The organism is Cutibacterium avidum 44067 (assembly GCF_000367205.1).
GTDB classification, from domain to species: domain Bacteria; phylum Actinomycetota; class Actinomycetes; order Propionibacteriales; family Propionibacteriaceae; genus Cutibacterium; species Cutibacterium avidum.
In genome coordinates this window covers 25,104-48,983 of the sequence record NC_021064.1, presented here as the reverse complement: position 1 = coordinate 48,983, position 23,880 = coordinate 25,104, and the positions used below count along the sequence as shown (strand labels likewise).

The following is a 23,880-nucleotide window of genomic DNA, read 5'->3' as shown; positions in this document are numbered from 1 at the left end:
ACTAGATGTGGGCACTGGCAGGTTCAGTGGGGTGACTCTCCCCTGCTGCAACGGGGACCACTGGAGGAGGTCATGAAGGCGATGTGACATGCCGCTGACGAGTTGGCCGGCGAAGGCGACATCGACCATCCCCGCGGTCCCGATTCGCCGGCCGATCCCGGAGGTCCCTGCTGGGACTTCTGAGGTTCAGGACTTGGCGAGCTCGGTGCGCAGGACGTCGCGGATGACTGCTGAGACGCTCTTGTGCTCGCGGCGGGCCCGGGCGACCAGTGCGACGTCGGTCTGCTCGTCGAGTCAGGTGGCGCGTTCACAGGACTGGCCGGCGCCGGTGGCGTGGTCGGCCCCCACATTGGGCCTGCCGGGCTGGTTCCCCGGTCAGCGTGGGGCTCGAGTCGTCGGTCAGTGGAGCCCGCGACTCAGCCCAGTCGGCCATCTGGTCCCAGTCGGGGGCGGTGGGATCGGTCGCGTTTCCAGCAGTGACGATCCGATGAATGCCATGGTGTGCTCCTTGATGATGATGGTCGGGACGGGTCTCAGCGGGCCACCGGGACCGAGCGCCCGCCGATGACGGCGCGCTCGATGGTGGCGATGCCGGCATCGGTCTGGGCCAGGACTGCCAGCCAGACGGTCGGGGACAGCTCGGCGCGGACGACGTGCTGAGGGATTCTCCCGCCGAGGATGTGCAGGGCGAGGTCAACGGCCTCCAGCTCCGGGTCGCGACGGACCTGGTCCCAGCTGGCAGCGGTGAGGGTGGTGTGGCCAGCAGCGCCAGTAAGGACAGTCATGACGATCGGTGCTCCTGGGACCCCACAGGCACGGCTGTCGGTATACCGCACGATCTCAGACGCGCGTGAGGACTCCTGCGACGAGCAGGCCCTGGACACCTGTCGGCAGAGCGTCGTCGAGCAGGATGTCGGTGGCCACGATGAGCGCGTCGAGTTCAGAGGTGGTCGATGCGGACGGTGCAGTGGAGCTGGTCGTGCGGGTGTCCATGATGGTGATCTCCTGGGATGACAGAACAGAGTGGAACAACACAGAACGGGCTCGGATGAGCGCTGATCCAGTCGTTCTCCCGGATCGGGCTCCCCCGATCCCCCGCTGTGCCCCGCCCGACGTCAGCACCGACGTGGCAGACAGCCGTCACAGTGATGACAGAAAAATGTCATTGAACCGCACCGCACAAGGCATGACGAGTGGATCGTCCCGGGTTTTGTGGAGGGTGAGTAGTCACGCGGCGGCGCTCGCCGGCGTGGTGGTGTGATCGTAGTAGCGGTCCTCAACGGTGGCTGGTGGTAGCTCGTCGGGGTTGGTGCGGTGAGGTCGGGTGTGGTTGTACCACTCGACCCACGAGGCGGTGGCGGCCTCGAGGTCGTCTCGGCCCTTCCATGATCGGGTCCAGACGAGCTCACGCTTGTAGGACTTGTTCAGTGCCTCGGCGGCCGCGTTGTCGTAGGAGGACCCCACAGCGCCGGTGGACGCCTCGATGCCTTCACTCAGGAGGCGGCCGGTGTAGCGAATCGATAGATATTGCGATCCGTGGTCCGAGTGGTGCACCAGCCCGGCCAGGCTGCGCCCGTCACGGTCCTTGCGCTGCCACACGGCGTGCTCGAGAGCTGAGAGGACGAAGTCGGTGTCCATCCGGCTGAAGGTCGACCACCCCACGATCCGGCGGGAGTAGAGGTCCATCACGAAGGCTGTGTAGCAGAACCCCGACCAGGTGCGGACGTAGGTGAAGTCCACGACCCACCGCAGGTTGGGATGCTCGGCGGTGAAGTCCCTGCGGACCAGGTCCGCAGGCTGGCGTGAGCAGGCCGCGGGCCGAGTGGTACGGATCGAGCGTCCCGGCCCGATGCCGACCATCCCGAGGGCCCGCATGCGCCGCTCGACGGTGCAGCGAGCCACTGGGAGAGTCGGCTCGGTGGTGTTGAGGAGGCGCCAGGTCTTGCGCGACCCCAGGGTGGCGTTGAAGGGCTGCTCGCGCAGCGCCTGCAGGCGCTTCTCGACCACCGCGTCCGACACGGCCCTGTGCGAGGGCGGGCGGTTGCGGGCGGCGTAGTAGCCGGACGGGGCGACGTGCAGGCCTGAGCTGGTCAGGACCCTGCAGACCGGTCGACAACCCCGTGGTGCGAAGGCCGTCAATCTGGAAATCTGATCCGTACGCGGCGAGGCGCACATTCTTGGCGCCCGCCCCCGTCATCGCCTTCAAGACAGCAGGATCCGGGTAGCGGGTGGACCGCGGTTGATTGATGACGACGGAGGCGCCACTTGGGCCAAGCTCGCGATCCGCAACCTGAGCACCACTGAGCGCGAAAGACGACACAGCGATGTACAACGCCACGACCGCTGCCATCACAGCCAGCAACGGCACTGCCGCGGTGAAGCGGCTGCGGTTGCGACTCCAAATCCTCAACAGTGCGATGTTCAGACTGTGACTCACTTGATGATCTGCCCATCGCGCAGCACTGTCATTGAGTCGCAGAATCGGCCCGCGATCGGGTCATGGGTGGCAACCACCACACACATTGACCGTTCGTGCGCCAGAGCGGCGAAGAGCTTGAAGAGCTCCTGCGAGTTAGCCGAGTCCAGCGCCCCGGTTGGTTCGTCGGCCAACAGAACTCGTTGCCCCCAGCCAACGCACGGGCGACACGCACGCGCTGGCGCTGACCCCCCGACACCTCTGACGGCCGACGGTCACCCAGTTGGTCAATCCCAAGGCGGGCCAAGGCGTCCTCAGCAGCCCTGCGACCTTGGGCACGGTTTTGGCCACGTGCCCACAGTGGTAAGGCCACATTTTCGATGTTTGTCATCTCCGCGATGAGATTGTTGTCTTGGAAAATGACCGACACATGTTCAAGCCGGTGCCGAGCCCGTGCCGCCTCATCCAATTCGGAGACACGTTTACGGTTCACCTCAATTTCCCCGGCATCGGGGACGTCCAGACCGGCGAGCAGATTGATCAGCGTGCTCTTCCCCGATCCGCTCTCCCCCATGACGGCGTGTAGACCCGACGACGAAAACTCAATATCTACGCTTCGAAGCGCTTCAACCCGACCCGCACCAACACCGAAGGATTTGGACACTCCAACCGCAGCAATCATTCTCGTCCCTTCGAAACCTGTTCAGCAGGAACCGTTCGTGGCTCAGAAATATAGCAGCCAGCCCCAACGCCATGGAGGACGACCTTATCCACCTTCACAATTCTCTCTTTCTAGGGAATCCCATTGATGAGAATGGCCTTCTCCCATACGCAGAGCTTAATAGAACACCCTCACCCTGAAAGTGAGAGATTTTGATATATATCCGAAAATACAACGATATGCGTCCGAAAGTACAGAACAGAGCATGCTTAGCTACTACTGAGCACGACAAAACACATCCTGACGTACGGCCAGGACACATCATTCCAGTTTCATGATCTCTTGTTTCTACAATTTTTTCGGTAGACACGGAATATCGGAAGAATCCATCTTTCCGCCACTGCCACTTGGAGCGAGCGAGACGAGCAGATAGTTGCCGACCCGGATATAGCATGTGAATGATCCCCGGTAGGGCTACTGGGTGATTTTGATCTCCATCCGCGAGCGCACATAGATACTCCTGCAGCGAGGACAAATAGTTAGAGTCGCTCGACAAAACAAGACGAAGTCGCCCGGTGGCGACATCACATTCAACCGATGCTGCGAGATCAGATGATCCATCGACATTCTTGAGTGGTTTTTTGCACACAGCCAACGATTCGAAACGATCCATTCCCCTTTGATACTTGGCAGGAAGGGTGACCTCTGTCCCGTCATGGGCGCCCCCGTATACGTACGTCCCACTTCCAGTCACAACGACCGCCAGCCCCAGGGCACCAATCAGGTCCATCCGGCAACGGTGCGCTGAGGGAAATATGAGCTACATCCTCCGTGGCCTACCCACAACACTCTTTGCCATGAGGGTTCTTCAAACGGGATCAGGGAAGATCGGCCAGAAAGGCACGAAAGGCCTCCAACCCCTCTGGCCGCACCGTGAAATGAGCCCATCGTCCCCGCATTTCCTTGTCGACGAGCCCCGCTTCCACGAGTTTTTTGAGGTGATGGGACAGCGTCGGCTGACTCACCCCGAACAGGCCATCGAGATGGCAGGCGCACACACTGGCGCCACTGTTCGCCGCGATGTGGTGGAAGACGCGCAACCGCACTGGATCCGACAACGCCTTTGCCACGACGGAGAGCTCCTCGGCACGCGAAACCGGCAGAGGTGACGAGTCGGGCTCACACACATCGTCGGCCGACACAACTGGAAGCGTCGTCTTCATGCCGATAATCCTACCGTCGCCATATTGACGCCCATCAATACGACCTCCTACTATCAACATATAGACGCTCATCAATGTGATCGCAGGAGGTCCAGATGCCCACCATCCGTGTCTACGAGCCCGCACTGTGTTGCAACACCGGGGTATGCGGCGCCGATGTCGACCAGGAACTCGTGACCTTCACCGCCGATGTCAACGCCCTCCAGGCACAGGGAATCGACGTGCAGCGAGCCAACCTCGCCACCGACTCAACTCGGTTCACCGAGAACCCAGTCGTCGTCACTTTCCTCCAGACCGCAGGTTCCGAGGCCCTCCCCCTCACCCTCGTCGACGACGTCACCGTCCTCACCGGTCGTCACCCCAGCCGCGACGAGATGCTGCGCTGGGCCGGCCACACTGACACCTCGCCACATGTCGAGCTTCCCGTCATTGAGGACTGCTGCTCAGATCACGGCACATCCACGTCCTGCTGCGGGGACTCTCAGCGGTCCTCCGGTTGCTGCTGACCACACCAGAACGTCAGGAGATCACGATGGTCCAGTTCCTCGACGATGCCCCTCGTCACATCTTCTTCACCGGGAAGGGCGGAGTGGGAAAGACGAGCGTCGCGTGTGCCACCGCGGTCGAACTGACACGCCGGGGCAAACGAGTCCTCATCATCAGCACCGACCCTGCCAGCAATGTCGGTCACGTCTTTGGCCAGACGATCGGCAACCGCATGACCCCGATCGACGCCGTCCCCGGACTCGACGCCCTCGAGATTGATCCGGAGCAAGCGGCCGAGGCCTACCGCAATCGGATCATTGACCCGGTGCGCGCCATCCTTCCCCCCAGCGAGATCGCCACGATCACCGAACAGCTCTCCGGGTCATGCACTGTTGAGATCGCGTCGTTCAACGAGTTCACCAACCTCTTGGCTGATCCGTCTCGTACCGCCGGCTACGACCACGTCATCTTCGACACCGCACCCACCGGCCACACCATTCGCCTCCTCCAGCTACCCGGCGACTGGACCGCCTACCTCGATGCCGGCAGGGGCGATGCCTCCTGCCTGGGCCCGATGTCTGGTCTGGACAAGAGCAAAAACACCTACCGAGCTGCAGTCGAGGCCCTCACGGACCCCGATGTCACCCGCCTCGTTCTCGTGGCACGGGCCCAGCCGTCGAGCCTGCACGAAGTGAACCGCACTCTCACAGAGCTCGCCGAGACCGGCATCCAGGCTTCGCACCTCGTCATCAACGGCCTTCTCCCCCATGCCGACGACGCCGATCCCCTCCACCACGCCATTGAGGAACGCGAACACGCGGCCCTGGAGGCCATGCCAGCCGGTCTCGCTGCCCTTCGACGCGACGACATACCCCTCAAGGCGACGACCATGATCGGCGTCGACGCTCTTTCCCGCATGTTCACCAGCGACGAGGCCCATCGCTCCCCCGACGACGTCATCGTCGACCTGCCCGAGCAGCCTGGTCTCGACGAACTCGTCGACGACCTCGCCAGCCAGGATCACGGCCTCGTCATGACGATGGGCAAGGGCGGTGTCGGAAAGACGACGATCGCTGCCGCCATCGCGACGGAACTGGCTCGTCGTGGGAAGAAGGTCCTTCTCACGACGAGTGATCCAGCAACTCACCTTGCCGCGACACTGGCTGGAGAGATGGCTGGCTTGACGGTTGACTCCATTGACCCCGAAAGGGCGACCCAGGCCTATCGCGAGCGCGTCATGGCAACCCGAGGAAGCAGCCTCGACGAGGAGGGACGAGCCGCACTTGCCGAGGACCTACGCAGCCCCTGCACCGAGGAAATCGCGGTCTTCCAGGAGTTCAGCCACGCTGTCAACACGGCCCGTCATCAGTTCGTCATCATAGACACCGCCCCAACCGGCCACACCCTTCTCCTCATGGACGCCACCGGCTCGTACCACCGGGACGTCCTGCGTCACATGGATTCCGCGCAGCGTCTCCATACGACGACCCCACTCATGTGCCTGCAGGATCCAGAGCACACCAAGATCATTATCGTCACCCTGCCGGACACCACGCCGGTCCTTGAGGCGACGGCACTCGTGACGGACCTTGCCCGCGCCGACATCCACCCCTGGGCATGGGTCGTCAACAACTCGCTGGCAGCCGCCCACCCCACGAGCGCCCTCCTGGGACGTCGGGCCCGCGACGAAGTGACCCAGATTGAGAACGTGACCGCACAGGCCACCCGCTGGGCTGTCGTACCAGCCCTAGCCAACGAACCCATTGGCCAGGCACACCTCGCGGCTCTCGCTTCAGGGACGGAGGATCCTTCCTGACGGCCACTTGTCCAGGTTCCCCATCACAGTGACCATTCGTTTCCTTTCATCAGACGAAAGTGCAACAACCTCGCCGCGCGGTGGACCGACTGGGGCGTGACTTCTTACCTTTTTGTTGTCAGCCGGACTCAGCCGGCACATGCACCCCCACCAGGTGCCGACCAACGCAAGGAGGACACCCATGATCAAGAATCGCCTCGTCGCCGCTAGCGCAGCTGCCGCCCTCGCCACCGGAACCGCTCTCATGGCCGCCCCGGCCCACGCGGCCGACGCCACCCCCGCCCCGACCCTTGCTCCGTCCGTCACCGCCATCGACACCTCGAAGCTGCCGGTCCAGATCGACTTCGACTGCCTCAAGAACAACGCCCACGAGCGTCACCAGACCGAGATCAAGATCGCCAAGATCCTCATCGAGAATGGCACCGCCAAGACCAAGGCCGTGACCGTCGACTCCGCCAAGGAGATCGTCAGCACCGTTCTGAAGAACCCTGCTCTGCTGACCGACAAGACCGCCCTTGTCAAGAAGGTCGTCAAGATCGTCGCCGACAATGCGCGCAAGGCCTTCGGCGACACCTCCGACCTTGGCGACCTGAAGCCGCTGGCTCAGGAGATCGTCGCCAACCTCAAGAAGGCCAAGGTCTGCTTCACCATCAACCTGCCCGGCAAGACCAAGCACGTCGGCCACCTCGGTGACATCCAGACCGCTGCCTGGGTTCCCGCCAACCAGGTGCGCTGAATCCAAACTGTGAATAACTTGAGCCAGGCAACCGTGTGACTCATGTCGCCTGGCATTAATGGGGCTGCAGGATCATCCTGCAGCCCCATCTGGTCGCATCACCACCCGTTGCCATCGACAATATCGTCGCCCCGATCCACCATCCCCGCCCGCCAAGGGCTCAACCGTCCAGCGTCCGCACGGCTGTGCACGAATCACATTTGCTCCGCGACCATCTGACCAATTCCAGACGTGCACACGTTCACAGGTCTGCCGAATGAACCCGCGCCCCCTAGTCTCACGACACGAGCCGCACGGCTAGCCATTTCAGAGCAAAGGAGCTTGGACATGATCTTTATGAAGAAAATGAGCGCATTGGCCATCGCCGGCACCATGGCCATCACCGGGGTCTCCATGACGGCGTCTCCCGCCCTCGCTGCCGACAATGCCTCGACCCCGGTGGCCGCGGTCTCCGCCCAGCCGAAGCTCATCACCGGCTACGTCACCAGCACCGATCACTGGGGTACCAAGCTCTTCTTCCGCAAGAACATCGTCCCGAACGCCAAGGGAGCAGTCGTCATCGTCCATGGCGCCGCTGAGCACTCCGGCCGTTACGACTACCTGGCCAAACGCCTCAATGACGCCGGCTACTCGACCTACCGCTTCGACCACCGCGGACACGGACGCAGCGCTCGTCCCTACGTCGACAACACCATCCCGCGCGGCAACATCGACGACTGGCACAACCTCGTCAATGACGTCCACCAGTTCGTCAGCACTGCCCACCAGGAGAACCAGGGCAAGAAAGTCTTCCTCTTCGGCCACTCGATGGGTGGTTTCGCCGTGCAGTCCTACGGCGCCAAGTACCCGGGCACCGTTGACGGCATCGTGAGCAACGGTGGCGGCATCGCCGTCAACCCGTGGGGCCATGACACCGAGGAGCCCGAGATCATCACGGCTCACGACCTCACCGAGGCTGAGAAGAACGCCGATCCGACCATCAGTCAGAAGCTGCCCATGGAGAAGCTCACCAGCTTCAACGGCATCCTGCTGACCCAGGCCGTGCGCAACCCGAAGGCGATTCACCTGCCCTCGACCGTCGCTGAGGCCTTCATCCAGTTCACGAACCCGCTGTCGAGCGGCGTCTGCACCGACCCGGCCGTTGTCGAGGACTACAAGAAGGATCCGTACAACAACAAGTACATGAGCCTCGGCATGGTCAAGCAGATGGGGGTGGCCCAGACCTACAACGCCTTCAACGCCCCGTCCTTCACCGAGCCGACCCTCATCATGCACGGCGCAAACGACGGCATCGTCCCGGCCTACTTCGACACCAACTGGTACAACGCCATTGGATCCACCGACAAGAAGGTCATCCAGTGGAAGGGCCTGATGCACGAGACCATCAACGAGCCCGTCAAGGATCAGGTCGACGACACGATCATCAACTGGATCGACGCCCACAACAAGTGACCTTCATCCTGTGATTTCCTGACAGCGGTTGGGCCGGAACAAGACCGACCCAACCGCTGTGTCTGTGCAGCCCATAAGTCAGTGACGGATTACCCTCACAGTGGCGTCACAGCGCAGTCTGGTCCTTTTCCCTCGCGACACGGCAAGCCCATTTTCGGGGATCCGAACATACGCTGTAAGGTCTCCCTCATGTTGCTGAAGCCTTCCCTTACTCGGAGAGTCGCTGTCGTCGCACTCACGGCATGCCTGACCCTGAGTGCCTGCTCCTCGAACGATGGGCCCAAGGATTCTGCCCAGTCAGGAGGATCCCCGAGCTCCGGCTCGGTCGACGCCACCTTGACGAAGATCCCCGCAGCACGGGCCGGCGCAACTGACATCACCTTCAAGGCCGCCCCGGAGAAGGTCAGGGCCACCTACCCCCGCTTCGCGAAGGCACGGAACCTCAGCATGGCGGTCGAGGTCATCAAGGGCCGTATGCTGCGCGATTCCTGGCAGCAGGACGCCTCTGACGTCAACGTCACCTCCCAGATCATCGCCTCCAGCGACGCCGTCCTGGGGGTTCTGGTGACCAACACGACGACCGTCAAGGGAAAGAAGCAGACGATCCCGGCAAGCGTCTGGTACTCGACTGGGGCCAAGCAGTCGTACTCCTCCCCGGCACTCGTCAAGGCTGACCAGTGGGCCAACCTGACAACGGCCCTGCAGGAAGCTGGCAAGGACCAGTCCCTCGACGGCGGCAAGATCGCCACGGCCGCCAAGGCCAAGTCCGCCCCGTACGGCAACGGCCCCGCCCTCGGTTTCGACCATGACGGTGACCTCCTGGCCACCTTCGCCTCAGGCGTCCTCAGCGACCATCCCATCACCCTCGTCGTATCGTCTGACAAGGCCAGGGGAATGCTCAGCAGCTTCGGCACCCAGGCCCAGAAGGCATCGACGAATCCCGGCAAGTTCACTGGGACGACGTCGCAGCCAGTCGACGAGTCCCTCAAGTCCACCGACACCTCGACTCGCCCCTCTACGGCCGTCGGTCCGGATTGTCGGGTACTGCACTGCGTCGCCGTCACCTACGACGACGGGCCCAGCGCGATGACCCCGGAACTCCTCGACACCATCAAGAAGTTCAAGCTCTCGATCACCTTCTTCCAGATGGGCAACAGCATCAAGGCATTCCCGGAAACTGCACAAAAGGTGGCCGCCGCAGGCATGGAGATCGGCAACCACACGGTGACCCACCCGAATCTTCCGGTGAAGACCCCCGACCGTATTCGTCGCGAGTTGGAGCACAACTCCCGGCTCATCAAGGAGTTCACGGGTGCCACCCCGCTGCTCTTCCGTCCGCCTTACGGCGCCCACAACGACACCGTCGACGAGGTCGCCAAGGAGAACGGCATGGCGATCATGCAGTGGCAGATCGACAGCGAGGACTGGAAGAACCGTAACCCTGACATGACGTACAAGAATGTCATGACGGCTCTGCCCTACACCGCACCCATCGTCCTCGAGCACGATATCCAGAAGGCATCGATTGACGCCGCCCCGCGGATCTACAAGGATCTGGAGGCCAAGGGCAAGACGATCGTCAGCGTCAGCGAGATCTCCCTCAACACCGGCGGCTACCAGGCTGGCCATGCCTACTGCAACGGCACGGTCAAGGAACAGAGCGGCTACAACTGCAAGGGATGAGAATCCAACCGGGAGCGCGCACGGCTTGGGAGGGCCTCGCCCTGCTGGCCTGTGCCGCGCTCGGATTCCAGCTGCTCATCAGTGGCCGGGTACACCTCTTCGTGGGCACCATCATCACCACGTTGCTGTGGATCGCATGCCCCATCCTGACGATCATGGGTTTGTGGACCCTCGTCCGGGCAGTGCGCCACCCGAACACTGCCGGGCACCACAGAAATCGGATCGGCATGCTCATCGTCGCCCCCGTCGCGCTGGGGATGTTCGTCCCGCTGCAGCCGCTGTCCTTGCTGGGGGCCGCCAGTTACCGTCCGGCAGTCCGCAGTGCCAGCCCATCCCCGGACCAAGATTTCTCGGACTCGTGGAACGACGGACCGCCCAAGGCACCCAAGTCGGTGTCCCCGGTGGCCATCGATCCCAAGACCGGAAAAACCGTCGGCGGATACGACAACGGCGGCGACAACATCGGCTCGGACCGTAACGGCCCGATGGGCCCACCGCCACAGCATTGGCCTGCTCTCAAGGGCAATCCGGCCGAGCTCACCATCTATGACTACGTGCAACGAGCTGACGATTCTCGCGGCATCGCCACTCTCAAGGGCCGCAAGCTGACGATGATCGGCTTCGTCAGCGCCGCACCTGAGGACCCCGACCACGCCTGGGTCCTCGCCCGGCTCAAGATGTGGTGCTGCGTCGCCGACGCCCTGCCCTTCATGACGACGATGGTCGATGCCCCGTCGCGTCCTGCCGGCGGCTCGTGGATCCGCGTCACCGGCACCTATCTGCCCAGTTCTGCCAACGGTGACACCCGTTTCAAGGTGGATCGCTTCGAGAAGATCCCCGTCCCGGAGAACCCCTACATATGAGCGAGCTGCCACCCCAGGCCAATGCCTGGCTCGTCATCTTCGTCGGCATCTGGCTGCAGGCGCTGCCCTTCCTGCTGCTCGGGACGGTCATCTCGTCGACGCTGACGGCCTTCCTCAAACCACACGCCCTGGCCCGTTTCCTGCCACGCCGCACCGCCATGGCCGTTCCGGTCGCTGGTCTCGCCGGTATTGCTCTTCCTGCCTGTGAGTGCGCTTCCGTACCCATGACCAGGTCCCTGGTGAGGGCAGGGGTCCCGACCGCCGCCGCGCTGACCTTCATGGTGGCCTCCCCCGCCATCAACCCAGTCGTCATCACCGCAACCGCGATTGCCTACACCGTCACCCCCAAGATGGCCCTGGCCCGGTTCATGGCCGGGCTGCTCGCTGCCGTCCTCATCGGCCTGGGATGGATCTGGTTGGGACGTCCACTACGCGGAGTCGACGACGGGTCAGCAGGATCAGCTGTGGAGGAAGCCTCCTGCGGAATCCATGGCCATGCCCCGGGACGTCGCACACTGTCGACGATGGCCGAGACCTTCCGCAGCGAGTTGGCCCATGACTTCATCCAGTCGTGCGGATTCCTCGTCATCGGCGCCGCCATCGCCGCCACCGTCAAGGTCTTCGTCCCAACTGCCTGGATGCAGGCCCTGACGAGCAATGTCCTGCTCGAGGCTGCTGTGCTGAGCCTGTTGGCCGTCATCGTCGCACTGTGTTCGGAGGCCGACGCCTTCATGGCCGTCTCCCTGACGAGCTTCTCCCCCACCGCTCAGCTAGCCTTCCTGGCCATCGGGCCGGTCGTCGACGTCAAACTCATGGCGATGGAGGGTGGAGCCTTCGGAGCCGGGTTCCTGAGGCGGTTCGTCCCCCTCGCAGCGTGCTGCTGCTTCCTCTCGGCTCTCCTCATCGGCACAGTGCTTTTCCCCTCCTGAGGGCCTTGCGCTGATGCTCACCGCAGCCTCTTCCGAACGGGACACTGTGCACAAGGAGGCGAGATCAGCTGAGAATCCAAAGAACTCACCTAGAATGTCAGGCACGCCCGGCGTTGTGTTTCTTTCCCGCATGAAGTCCGCCCTAATCTAAGAGCGTGAGTGCCTCCCCGCGCCGCTCGATTCGAGCCCTGGCCATCGCCTTGGTGGCCCTGTTCCCTCTTGGAGCCTGCTCTCACGATGACGGGACACCCGAGTCCTCGCCCTCGGACGTCCGTTCCAGCTTGAGGTCCACCTCAATCGCCACCGGCAACGTGTCGGGGGCGTCAATGACGACGACGTCCTTGGAGAAGCCGTCCGAGATTTCCGTCAAGGTGCCCACCATCACCAAGGCGCGCAATCTCAACCAGGCCATCGAGGTCGTCCGGGAGCGCACCCTGCGCGGATCCGCCTGGCAGTCAGCCTCCAAGGTGACCATGACCGGTCATTTCATCTCGTCGACGACTGATCTGCTCGGAGTGGAACTCCAAGCTGAGATCACCAAGGACAACAAGACCTCCAAGGCAACGACGACTCTGTGGTACGACGCCACGATGAAGCAAACCCTGTCGGCCAGTGCTCTCATCTCCTGGCCCGATTGGCCAAAGTTCAGCCAGCAGGTCGTCAAGGTAGCCAAGGCTGGCGGGCTCGACGCGAAGAAGGCAGAGGCCGCCCTTCAGCAGCCGCAGGCTCCCTACGGGACTGGGCCTGCCCTGTCCTTCGACAGCAGGGGAGACATGCTCGTCCGCTTCCCCGCCGGAGCCCTTGACGCGGTGCAGCGCACCGTCATGATCGACTCCAAGACGATCTCCCCGATGCTCAGCGGGCTCGGCCAGAAGGCGTTGGGAGCATCCCTGCACCCGACTCCCTTCACCGGCACGGCGTCCGCGGACGTGACCTGGGTCGCCAAGCTCAAGACCAGCCCGAAGCCGGCTGATTCTCCCAACACCAAACCTCTTCCGGGCGACCCGGGCACCAAGTCGACCGGGACGCCCACGCATCCTTCGACGGCGATCGGCGTCGACTGCATCGTCGAGAAATGCGTCGCACTGACCTATGACGACGGCCCCGCCGACACCACGGACAAGGTCGCGAACAGCTTGTCGTCAGCGAAGGCGACAGCCACCTTCTTCCAACTGGGAACCAACGTCGACGCGCACCCGGACACCACCAAACTCCTTGCCGGTTCAGGTTTTGAGGTCGGCAGCCACTCGACGAGCAACCAGACCCTGACGAAGCTCGGTCCCAAGGGACGAGCCTCCGAGATCACTGACGCGGCAACCTCCCTCGGCAAGCTCACCGGCCGTCCGACGATGCTCTTTCGTCCTCCGTACGGCGCGCACAACGAGCGGGTCGATGCGACCATGGCCGAGCAGAACCTCGCAATGGTCAACTGGACGGCGGACTCCAACGACTGGAAGGACCGCGACGCGACCAGGATCACCAAGACCGTGACCGAATATGCGACCACGTACACCCAGCCGATCATCGTGCTTCACGACACGTATTCCTCGACGGCTGACGCCACCAGCGGCCTCATCGACGCCCTGCGCAAGAAGGGCATGACCCTCGTCACCGTCTCCGAGCTGACGGTCAACACCGGTGGCCTGGAGGCCGGCAAGACCTACTGCCGAGGCACTGCCGTCAACCAGAGCGGTTTCGGCTGCGCAGCCTCTTAAGGCACAGACCACCATCAACCGCTGGTTTAGGCCATGAATCTCTGAGGCGCGAGTTTTCGGATTCCCTCACAACCCTCTGATCCGCTCAGGCCTTGCGGAGAACCTTGTGCACGACCGGCCTGAGCAGGTCCATGACCTCGTCAATGTGCAGCACCTTCGCCATCCCGAGAACGATGGCGACGAAGAGCACCCCACCAACGAAAGTTCCACCGGCATGGCCAATCCAGGCGCCGTGTCCGGCAGCGTCGATGCCATGGGCGACGAAGTAGGTCGGGATGGCGGCAATGATGGAGGCCAGGGACAGCCTGAGCCACAGTCGGTGAACCTCTCCCATGCCAATCCCGCCAAGCTGACGAGAGGCGACGACGATCCACGCCGTCGCTCCCACGAGGTTGGCGATGGTCTGGGCCGCTGCCACGACGAGCAGGGCTCCCTGCGGCGGGAAGATGAACATCGTCACCAGGATGACGAGCTGGGTGACGGTGGTGACTGTCTGCATGATGAGGTTGAGCTTGCCGTCCTCACGGGCGAAGCAGTAGCGCTGCTGCAGGGTCGTGATACCAAAGGGCAACAGGCCAATACCCATGATCGCCACGGCCCAGGCGAGCGCATCGATCTGGCTGGGTTCCAGGGAGAAGACCGTCTGGATACCGGGGCGAGCCAGCACGACCATCGCCAGGGAACACGGAATGATCGCCAGGGCCGGCATCTCCAATCCCTGTCGCAGCAGCTTCTTCATAGCGGTGTCATTGCCATCGGCATTGGCCCGGCTCATCCGCGGGAACAGAGCGGTGAGAATCGACGTCGTGATGAAGCTCTGCGGCAGCATGAAGATGAGGAAGGCGTTGTCGTAGGCACTGATCGACGACGACACTTCGGGGTGCACCAGGCGCACATGGGACAGCATCTTCTTCATGATGATGCCGGCAAGCTGGGCGATCACCAGTGCTGTGAAGGTCCACACCGTGATACGAGCGGCCGCTCCCAGCCCGTAGCCACGAACACCCCAGCGAGGCCGCCAGCGGAAACCACCGCGGTGCAACGGGATGATGAGGAACAACCCTTGAATGACGATGCCCAGGGTCGTCGTACCAGCCAGCACCCAGACCATCTCCGACGTCCAGGTGGCCGGATCCGGGTGAGCACCAAACTGCACCAGGAACCACACCAGACCAGCGATCTGCACCACATTCGCCAGCACCGGGCTCCACATGAACGCGGCGAACTGGTTTCGCGCGTTGAGGACCTGCCCGAGGATCGCGTAAAGGCCGTAGAAGAAGATCTGCGGCATACAGATGAAGCCGAAGAAGACCGTCAGGTGGCGAGTCGCCCCGCTGGAGGAGAAGTAGAGATCCAGCAGCCACGGCGAGGCCACGGTTGCCAACACCGTGACGACGAGGACCGACGCGAATGACACCGTCAGCAATCGGTCGACGAATTCCTGGCCACCGTCAGGCTGCTTCATGGCCTTGGTGATCTGCGGAATGAGGATGGCGTTGAGAACTCCTGCGCTGAGCAGGATGAACACCACATTCGGCAGTGTGTTGGCGGCCTGGAAGGCGTCAAGAGCCAGTGAGGTGCCAGCGGCGATGACGGTGAGCAGGTAGGTACGCACGAATCCGAGGACTCGCGAGACCATCGTCCCGGCCGCCATCACCATGCTGGCGCGACGCAGCGACCCCTCGGCGGGGACATTGCCGGTGGCAGGTCGAACCTGGGCGTCGATCCGAGGAATGGCTCGAGTGCGATCGACGTCCTCATCGGCGTCCAGATGGGTCAGTACGCGGGTCGAAACATCGGCGCCGAAGGTGACGGCGTCGATGTCGAGACTGTCATAGACGTCGACCGGCGGGGCTGCCTCCGGAAGGTGGAGAAGATCGTAAACGTCGTCGTGGGGTTGGGGCATCGTCGCCTCAGCGGCCGGTCCCGGCATAGACGACGGCTTCACCCTCAGTGTCCAGTCCGAAAGCAGTGTGGGCAACGCGAACGGCCTCGTCGACCTGATCGGCATCGACGACCACCGAGATCCGAATCTCGGAGGTCGAGATCATCTGCAGGTTGATGCCGGAGTCGGCCAAGGCACGGAAGAAGGTCGAGGTGACGCCGGGGTGGGACCTCATGCCCACGCCGACCACGGACACCTTGCCGATCTGGTCGTTGTAGAGGATCTGCTCGTACCCGATCTCGTCCTTGGCAGCCGTCAGCGCATGGACGGCGGTCGGGCCATCACTCATCGGCAGGGTGAACGACAGGTCGGTGCGACCGTTCATCACTCGCGAGGCGTTCTGGACGATCATGTCGATGTTGATGTCGGCGCGCGCGACGATGTCGAAGATCTGGGCAGCCCGACCCACCGCGTCAGGGATCCCGGCGACGGTGATCTTGGCCTCCGATCGGTCGTGGGACACACCCGAGATGATGGCCTCTTCCATGTCAGATCCCTTCGTGATGTCGGCAAGGTCCTTGACCCAGGTGCCGGGTTTGTCGGAGAACGAGGAGCGCACGTGAACCGGTACGTCCTCACGGCGGGCGTACTCGACGCAACGCAGGTGGAGAATCTTCGCGCCACAGGCGGCCATCTCGAGCATCTCCTCGTAGGAGATCTCGGGGATGCGACGAGCCCCCGTGATGATGCGCGGGTCGGCGGTGAACACCCCGTCGACGTCGGAGTAGATCTCGCAGAAATCGGCACCCAGCGAGCTCGCGAGCGCGACCGCGGTGGTGTCGGAGGCTCCACGCCCGAGGGTGGTGACGTCCTTCGTCGTCTGCGAAACACCCTGAAATCCCGCGACGATGACGACGTCACCGGCTTCCAAGGACTTCTCGATGCGTCCAGGAGTGATGTCGATAATGCGGGCATTGCCATGGGCGGCGGTCGTGATGACACCAGCCTGGGAGCCGGTGTACGAGCGGGCCGGGATGCCCAGGTCGGACAGGGCCATGGCCAGCAACGCAGCGGACTGACGCTCACCGGTCGTCAGGAGCATGTCGAGCTCTCGCGGAGCCGGCTGGGGGGAAACCTCAAGGGCCAGATCCATGAGATCGTCAGTGGTGTCACCCATGGCGGAGATGACGACGACGACGTCATTACCAGCCTGCTTGGTTGCGGCAATCCGGCGCGCCACGCGCTTGATCGATGCTGCGTCGGCCACCGAGGACCCACCGAATTTCTGGACGACTCGCGTCATCAACCCTCCTGCCAGGCTCGGCAGACCAAAGTCTAACCGGCGTCAGATAGCGACCCCTCCGTGGTCAGGACGGGAGCGCCCCGGCCTGCTGCTGGACCACCGTGACGAGACCGGGACCGTCAGGCGCGACTGCCACGATAGTAGGAGCACAGGGGTAAACCAGCGAAGGACCGGCCTGTGGAGCGGCATCGAGGCGGCATCGCATCCCAAGCCCCCTCCAATGCAGTCCGCAACGTCACAATTCACAGCCTCACCACATCGTCAACACCACCGCAACGGCCTGTGCCGCTCGGGTATGTCCGGACCCTCACGTATCCTTGGGGCCATGCGCTCAGACAGGCACGGCAAGCTCTACCCCTTAGCCATGTTCGGAATCGTCAGCATCCTGGCCGGATTGCTGATAGCCGGATTCGTCGTGCCCGTCGCTGCTCTGACCGGTGGCACCGCGACGATGGTGGCTGACAGCATGGAGGACCTGCCTGCGGAATTGATGAGTACCCCGCAGGCCCAGAAGTCCCACATCCTCATGGCAGATGGGTCGGTACTGGCCACCTTCTACGACGAGAACCGCGAGTACGTCCCGTTGTCGAAGATCTCCAAGGAGATGCAGACCGCCCAGGTGGCCATTGAGGACAACCGCTTCTTCTCCCATGGCGCGATCGACCTCAAGGGCACCGCGCGAGCCCTGGTGGGCAATGTCTCCGGATCAGCTCGTCAGGGCGGTTCGACCCTGACCCAGCAGTACGTCAAGCAGATCCGCATCGAGGCCGCCGTCGCAGCTGGCAACGAGGCGGGCGCGCAGGCTGCCCAGGAGCCGACGATCACCCGAAAGGTACAGGAACTGCGCTACGCGGTGGCGATGGAGAAGAAGCTCTCCAAGAAGCAAATCCTGGAGCGGTACCTCAACATCGCCTATTACGGTGACGGCGCATACGGCGTCGAGTCCGCGGCCCGTCACTACTTCGGGACGACGGCCGCCAACCTCGATCTCGCACAGTCGGCGATGCTCGCCGGCCTGGTGCAGAACCCAGTCGCCTATGACCCGGTGAACCATCCTGAGGCCGCCATGAACCGCCGGAACATCGTGCTTGGCCGGATGGCTCAGCTCAACCTCATCAGCGCTAACGAGGCCCGGAAGACGGAGGCAGTCGTCTTCGACAAGTCGAAGGTCGTCTACCCGAAGAATGGCTGCATCTCCTCGAAGTACCCGTTCATCTGCGACTACGCCTACCGGAGCCTGCTCCAAATGCCGAGCCTGGGCAAGAACCCGTCCGAACGGGCCAAGATGGTCAAGCGTGGCGGACTGACGATTCAGACGAATATCGACCCAAAGGTCCAAGACGCTGCTCAGAAGGCTGTTTCCGACGTCGTCGGCCCGAAGGATCCAGTACTCGCCGGAACCGCGATCGTCCAGCCTGGCACCGGCTTGCTCCTGGCGATGGCGCAGTCGCGTCCTGTCATGGGCGACAAGTCCGGCCAGACCTATTACAACTACATGGCGCCCGCCTCGATGGGTGGCGCCACTGGTTTCCAGGCAGGTTCGATCTTCAAGGCCTTCACGACAGCCGCAGCCCTCGAGAAGGGCATTGCCATCAACAAGCACTACACCGCGTCGTCCCCCATGGACTTCACGGGAGAGAGGTTCACCAACTGCAAGGGCGCCTTCAAGTCAGGCCCCTTCCGGGTACGCAACTCCACCGGTCACTCGTGGAACATCGGTTTGCGTGAGGCCGCGGCATGGTCGGTGAACACCTACTTCGTCCAGCTGGAGCAGGACGTCGGCATGTGTGAGGTCACCAAGATGACCCAAAACGCAGGAGTCAAGCTCTCCAGCGGCAAGGACATCGTGACCGCCTTCCAGCACGTTCCGTCGTTCACCCTCGGTACTGCGTACGTCTCCCCGCTGTCGATGGCCTCGGCCTACGCAACCTTCGCGTCTCGAGGTGTCCGGTGCGATCCGATCATCCTCAAATCGATCAAGAACCGTAACGGCTCTGCCATCAAGGTGCCGACCGGCAACTGCAAGCGGGTCATGCCGCAGAAAGTCGCCGACGGCGTCAACTCAGTGCTGTCCGGGGTGATGGACGCCACCGGCATGCCTGCCACCATTCCCGGGGGCTACCCGCAGGCCGGTAAGACCGGTACGACCGACGCCCACGAGGCTGCTTGGTTCGACGGTTACACCCCACAGGCCGCTGGTGTGGCGATGATCGCCGCTGACGGCAGCAACCCCTACTTCCGCGGCGACAAGTCTCGTTCCATCAAGGGAATCCGGACCTCCACCGGGGTGTACCTCAATGGTTCCGGTGGTAGCGACGCCGGCAAGATCTATCGCGCCGCTATGGCAGGCGCCCTCAAAGACAAGCCTCCGACGGACTTCGTCTCACCGACGGACGAGATCCGTTATGGCAAGCTCATCCAGATCCCGAACACCGACGGCATGACCTATTCCCAGGCCAAGGCTGCCATTCGCAAGGCTGGATTCCGTACCAAGATGTGGCGTGTCTGGGACGACTCGGAGCCGGGGACCTATCTCGGCTCGGATCCTGAGGGCAAGGCCCATTCCGGAGAAGCCGTCGCGCTGAAGGTGTCGAAGGGTCCCGAGCCCGCACCTGAGCCAGCCTATGCTCCGCCGCCACCGCAACAGAATCAGCCGAACAACCCGGGCGACAACCAGCCCGGAAATCGACAGAACCCGAATCCGCCGCGCGATCAGAACCAGCCCGGAGACAACACCGGTGGCAGCAATGGGCGGGGACATGGCGGCGGTCAGCAGAACCCACCTGGTACGACGAGGCCTCGCTGACATGAAAACCTTCATGAAGGCAGCTGTTGGGGTCCTTGGAGTCGGCGTTGCCGGACTGACCTATGGCGTCATTGAGGCCCGTCGGTTCACGGTACGCCACGTCGAGGTACCGGTGCTCAAGCCCGGCAGCTCGCCGCTGAGGGTGTTACACCTCTCGGACTTCCACATGCTGGCTCACCAGAAGGCCAAGCGGGAGTTCATCCGTGGACTGGCTGACCTCGAGCCGGATCTCGTGATCGACACCGGTGACAATTTCTGTTCGGCTGACTCCCTGCAGCCCCTCCTCGAGGACATGGCAGGGCTGCTGGAACGTCCGGGAGCCTTCGTCTTCGGGTCGAATGACTACTTGATGCCGGCTTTCACGAACCCGTTCTCGTATCTGCTGCTGGGACGTTCACACGCTTCGGAGGGGCCCGTTCCGGAGCTTCCCCACGAGGAGTTGAGGCAGGCGTTCATCTCGGCAGGGTGGCTGGACCTCAACGACAAGTCGGGAACGTTGGAGGTGACTGGTCATCGGCTGGTCTTCCGCGGAACTGACGACGCCCACCACGACCGTGACCATTACGAGGAGGTCGCTGGACCTGCAGATGATGACGCAGACCTCAACATCGGCGTCACCCATGCGCCCTACCTCAAGATCCTCGACGCCATGGTCAGCGATGGCATGGACATCGTGTTCGCAGGCCACACCCATGGTGGCCAGGTGTGCCTTCCCGTTAAGGGCGCCATCATCACCAACTGTGACCTCGACACGGACCGCGTCAAGGGGCTGTCACGGCACAGCAGCGGTGGGCGCACCGGATGGCTTCATGTCTCGGCCGGAGTAGGGTCCTCCCCTTTCGCCCCGTACCGGACATTCTGCCAGCCGGAAGTGACGCTGTTGACGCTTGTCCCCCGGTCCTGACGGGGATCGGCTTGGCGCTTTCGATCAAGCTGCGTTAGAGTATCCGTCGGTCCTCCTGTTGAGGAGGATGACCGTGGTCGCGGGGTGTGGCGCAGCTTGGTAGCGCGCTTCGTTCGGGACGAAGAGGTCGCAGGTTCAAATCCTGTCACCCCGACCATCCGGTTTCTTCCCCTGACAATGATCGTCAGTACGTATCTTCTCCCATCCTCTGATCGTGGGTCACTTTTCACCGTAGCCCAGACGGGTTCCCCCCAGAACGTCCTTTCACATGCCGCAATCCGTGGATTTGCACAACAGTTTTGGGTTGCACGGTTTCCGGTCTCGCATGAACAGATGCCCAGCGCTGAACACCTGCCCGTGACCGTCCCCACGCTCCAGGTCACCGAACCGCCCCAGGGTGGCACGTTTGTTTTCCAACCCCTCGGAATACTTCGGCCCCCGGAGTTGTTCCACCACTGGACGCAACTGAAGGAGGACAAACATGGCTGCACGCGCACTCATTGCCGTCACCGACTTCGGAGTTGAGGAGGCCGAGATCGTCGAGCCCCTCAACGCCCTCAAGAAGGCTGGTATCGAGGTGACCGTCGCCTCCAACAGCGGCGAAGCCATTCAGGCCGTCACCGGCGACAAGGACTGGGCGTCCAAGGTTGACGCCGATTCCAAGCTGGCTGACGCCAAGGCAGCCGACTACGACCTGCTCGTCATCCCTGGTGGCACCGTCAATGCGGACACCCTGCGTGTCGACGAGGACGGTCGTCGCTTGGTCAAGGAGTTCTCATCCGCAGGCAAGCCGGTCGGAGCGATCTGTCACGGGCCGTGGGTTCTCATCGACGCCGGCGTGGCCAAGGGCAAGAAGATGACCTCCTACATCTCCATCCGTCCGGATCTCGAGAATGCCGGGGCCAACTGGGTGGACGAGGAGCTCGTCCGCTGCCCGGGCAACGACTGGGTGCTCATCACCTCGCGCAACCCCAACGATCTCCCGACCTTCACCAAGGCGCTCGTTGACGAGGTCGCCTGATCCTCACATCAGCTTCGTGGCAAGGGCCCTCACCCTCGGGTAGGGCCCTTGCTGCGTCCATTCTGGCGGCACGGCGAGGGAGGAAACCGCGTCAGACAGCGGTCCACAGGCCCCACTCTCGCCGCATCGTGAGACTCGCGTCCACTTATGAGGACGACTCTGCCTATGTTTCAATTTGGTCACGATGTCGTCTCACCGTCATGAGACGAGCGCTGAATGGGTCTCACGGGTGGCATGGTGTCCCGAACAACCTGGGATCGTCGGGTAACTGCCGACGAGACGTGAGAAGGAGGCACCATGCGTCGAATGAGCCCACTCATTGCGCTGTCCCTCGCAGGCTTGATGGCATTGTCAGCTTGTGGCGAGGACGTTGCGGCCAAGGATGACTCGGCCGCTGGTTCGTCGGCGACGGGAGGCAGCAACAACAGCGCCCCCGCCAAGGATGGGGGTTCGATCACCGTTCGCGGCTGCACCCCGCAGAATCCGCTCATTCCGTCCAACACCAACGAGACCTGCGGCGGAAACGTCCTCGACGCCGTCACCGCTCGTCTCATCCACTACAACTCCGACACCGCCAAGCCGGAGATGGACATCGCCGAGTCCATCGAGACCAAGGACAACCAGAACTTCACCGTCAAGATCAAGCCTGGATACAAGTTCTCCGACGGCACCGAGGTCAAGGCCAAGAACTTCGTCGACGGCTGGAACTGGGCTGCCTACGGCCCGAACGCCCAGCAGTCCGGCTACTTCTTCGAGCCGATCGAGGGCTACGCCGACGAGCAGTGTGACGATGAAGCCTGCAAGACCAAGCCGAAGTCCACGACGATGAGCGGCCTCAAGGTCGTCGACGACCACACCTTCACCATCAAGACCACCGAGAGGGTCTCGAACCTCGAGGTGCGTCTGGGCTACACCGCCTTCGCCCCGCTGCCGGATGCCTTCCTCAAGGATCCGACCGCCAAGAAGTGGGAGAAGATGCCGATCGGCGCCGGACCGTACAAGGTCACCGAGAACACGGCCACGGCCATCACCGTCTCGAAGAACGACCACTACGCCGGCAAGTACAAGGGCCACGTCGACAAGGTCACCTTCAAGATCTACAACGACGCCAGCCCGGCCTACAACGACACCGTCGCCAACCACCTCGACGTCAACGACCTCATCCCGACCGACCAGCTCACCAACGACCAGTGGAAGAACGACCTGGCCAACCGTTGGGGCATCCGTCAGTCCGGTGTCACCCAAACCCTGACCTACTCCGGCAAGGACAAGCAGCTGGCCGACAACAAGGACCTCGTCAAGGCCCTTGCCATGGACATCGACCGCGAAACGATCACCAAGCAGATTTTCGCCAGCTCCCGCACCCCCGCCGACGGCTGGGTCTCCCCCGTGGTTGATGGGTACAAGAAGGACCAGTGCGGCGAGATGTGCAAGTACGACAAGGACAAGGCTCTCGAGCTCTACAAGAAGTCCGGCGGGTACAAGGGCGTCCTGACCATTGCGGTCAACGGTGACGGCGACCACAAGGCCTGGTCGCAAGCCATCTGCAACGGGTGGAAGAACGACCTCGGTCTGAAGTGCCAGCTCAAGGTCACCCCGGATTTCAAGACCCTGCGCGACATGGTCAACAAGCGGTCCGTCGACGGCTTCTTCCGTACCGGATGGCAGATGGACTACCCGTCCATCGAGAACTTCCTGACGCCGATGTACGCCACCGGCGCCTCCAGCAATGACAACGACTACTCGAACAAGGCCTTCGACGCCAAGCTCAAGGAAGCCGCTGCCGCTACGGACTCCCAGCAGGCCAACAAGCTCTACCAGGAGGCCGAGAAGATGCTGGCGGACACCCCGCCGACCGTCCCGCTGTGGACGACCTCGATCCCGTTCGCGTGGTCGGACAAGGTCGCCAACGTCAAGCTCACTCCGTTCGGCTCGATTGACCTTCAGTCGGTCAGCGTGAAGTGATCCATCCCTGATGACG

At 62.8% G+C, this 23,880-nt stretch carries 19 protein-coding genes, 1 tRNA gene and 1 pseudogene; 13 read left to right on the top strand and 8 right to left on the bottom strand.

Annotation, left to right across the window (positions count from 1 at the left end):
- Positions 1 to 186: 186 nt before the first annotated feature.
- From PALO_RS12655 to PALO_RS00210, 6 genes and pseudogenes are all read right to left on the bottom strand, one after another.
- Entirely contained in the window at positions 187 to 270 is an 84-nt protein-coding gene (locus PALO_RS12655) for a ribbon-helix-helix protein, CopG family (RefSeq protein ID WP_237726254.1), read from the bottom strand.
- 263 nt (positions 271 to 533) lie between these two features.
- Complete coding sequence (locus PALO_RS00225; RefSeq protein WP_015581967.1) at positions 534 to 785, bottom strand: hypothetical protein; 252 nt, start codon at positions 783 to 785, stop codon at positions 534 to 536.
- 55 nt (positions 786 to 840) lie between these two features.
- Complete coding sequence (locus PALO_RS12430; protein WP_154647469.1) at positions 841 to 993, bottom strand: hypothetical protein; 153 nt, start codon at positions 991 to 993, stop codon at positions 841 to 843.
- A gap of 234 nt (positions 994 to 1,227) precedes the next feature.
- Positions 1,228 to 2,175 (bottom strand): IS3 family transposase, encoded by a 948-nt coding sequence (locus PALO_RS00215; RefSeq protein WP_080634278.1) that lies wholly within the window; start codon positions 2,173 to 2,175, stop codon positions 1,228 to 1,230.
- 258 nt (positions 2,176 to 2,433) lie between these two features.
- Positions 2,434 to 2,990, bottom strand: a pseudogene (locus PALO_RS13065) (ABC transporter ATP-binding protein).
- Between the two features lie 965 nt (positions 2,991 to 3,955).
- Positions 3,956 to 4,300: an ArsR/SmtB family transcription factor gene (locus tag PALO_RS00210; protein WP_023032027.1), complete on the bottom strand. Its 345-nt coding sequence runs from the start codon at positions 4,298 to 4,300 to the stop codon at positions 3,956 to 3,958.
- 95 nt (positions 4,301 to 4,395) lie between these two features.
- Between PALO_RS00210 and arsD the strand changes: the two genes are divergently transcribed.
- From arsD to PALO_RS00165, 8 genes are all read left to right on the top strand, one after another.
- Positions 4,396 to 4,806: an arsenite efflux transporter metallochaperone ArsD gene (arsD, locus tag PALO_RS00205; protein WP_015581963.1), complete on the top strand. Its 411-nt coding sequence runs from the start codon at positions 4,396 to 4,398 to the stop codon at positions 4,804 to 4,806.
- Positions 4,807 to 4,832: 26 nt separating this feature from the next.
- The gene (gene arsA, locus PALO_RS00200; protein ID WP_015581962.1) at positions 4,833 to 6,602 is read left to right on the top strand and encodes an arsenical pump-driving ATPase; all 1,770 of its coding nucleotides are present in this window, start codon (positions 4,833 to 4,835) and stop codon (positions 6,600 to 6,602) included.
- Between the two features lie 181 nt (positions 6,603 to 6,783).
- A complete protein-coding gene (locus PALO_RS00195; RefSeq protein ID WP_015581961.1) occupies positions 6,784 to 7,338 on the top strand; it encodes a hypothetical protein in 555 nt (184 codons plus the stop codon).
- 327 nt (positions 7,339 to 7,665) lie between these two features.
- Positions 7,666 to 8,790, top strand: a complete 1,125-nt coding sequence (locus tag PALO_RS00190; RefSeq protein WP_004809635.1) for an alpha/beta hydrolase — start codon at positions 7,666 to 7,668, stop codon at positions 8,788 to 8,790.
- A gap of 189 nt (positions 8,791 to 8,979) precedes the next feature.
- Entirely contained in the window at positions 8,980 to 10,473 is a 1,494-nt protein-coding gene (locus tag PALO_RS00185; protein WP_015581960.1) for a polysaccharide deacetylase family protein, read from the top strand.
- A complete protein-coding gene (locus PALO_RS00180; RefSeq protein ID WP_004809637.1) occupies positions 10,470 to 11,336 on the top strand; it encodes a TIGR03943 family putative permease subunit in 867 nt (288 codons plus the stop codon). The genes PALO_RS00185 and PALO_RS00180 overlap by 4 nt, the downstream gene beginning before the upstream one ends.
- A complete protein-coding gene (locus PALO_RS00175) occupies positions 11,333 to 12,265 on the top strand; it encodes a permease (RefSeq protein ID WP_015581959.1) in 933 nt (310 codons plus the stop codon). Before PALO_RS00180 ends, PALO_RS00175 begins: the two co-directional genes overlap by 4 nt.
- Before the next feature lie 155 nt (positions 12,266 to 12,420).
- Complete coding sequence (locus PALO_RS00165) at positions 12,421 to 13,980, top strand: polysaccharide deacetylase family protein (protein WP_417033824.1); 1,560 nt, start codon at positions 12,421 to 12,423, stop codon at positions 13,978 to 13,980.
- Between the two features lie 85 nt (positions 13,981 to 14,065).
- On the opposite strand, the gene murJ is transcribed toward PALO_RS00165, so the two are convergent.
- Together murJ and PALO_RS00155 are read right to left on the bottom strand one after the other, a co-directional pair.
- Positions 14,066 to 15,886: a murein biosynthesis integral membrane protein MurJ gene (gene murJ, locus PALO_RS00160; RefSeq protein WP_187290327.1), complete on the bottom strand. Its 1,821-nt coding sequence runs from the start codon at positions 15,884 to 15,886 to the stop codon at positions 14,066 to 14,068.
- Between the two features lie 7 nt (positions 15,887 to 15,893).
- Positions 15,894 to 17,168, bottom strand: coding sequence for an aspartate kinase (locus PALO_RS00155; protein WP_015581956.1), 1,275 nt, complete (start codon positions 17,166 to 17,168; stop codon positions 15,894 to 15,896).
- Between the two features lie 295 nt (positions 17,169 to 17,463).
- Here PALO_RS00155 and PALO_RS00150 point away from each other — a divergent pair, with 295 nt between their 5' ends.
- From PALO_RS00150 to PALO_RS00125, 5 genes are all read left to right on the top strand, one after another.
- Positions 17,464 to 19,974 carry a transglycosylase domain-containing protein gene (locus PALO_RS00150; protein WP_187290326.1) on the top strand — a complete coding sequence of 837 codons (2,511 nt, stop codon included), beginning with the start codon at positions 17,464 to 17,466 and terminating at the stop codon, positions 19,972 to 19,974.
- Positions 19,928 to 20,878: a metallophosphoesterase gene (locus tag PALO_RS00145; protein WP_015581954.1), complete on the top strand. Its 951-nt coding sequence runs from the start codon at positions 19,928 to 19,930 to the stop codon at positions 20,876 to 20,878. Before PALO_RS00150 ends, PALO_RS00145 begins: the two co-directional genes overlap by 47 nt.
- Before the next feature lie 80 nt (positions 20,879 to 20,958).
- A tRNA-Pro gene (locus PALO_RS00140) sits at positions 20,959 to 21,035 on the top strand.
- A gap of 324 nt (positions 21,036 to 21,359) precedes the next feature.
- Positions 21,360 to 21,899, top strand: coding sequence for a type 1 glutamine amidotransferase domain-containing protein (locus PALO_RS00130; RefSeq protein WP_015581952.1), 540 nt, complete (start codon positions 21,360 to 21,362; stop codon positions 21,897 to 21,899).
- A 297-nt stretch (positions 21,900 to 22,196) separates the two neighbouring features.
- Positions 22,197 to 23,864 (top strand): peptide ABC transporter substrate-binding protein, encoded by a 1,668-nt coding sequence (locus PALO_RS00125; RefSeq protein WP_004809646.1) that lies wholly within the window; start codon positions 22,197 to 22,199, stop codon positions 23,862 to 23,864.
- Positions 23,865 to 23,880 lie beyond the last annotated feature (16 nt).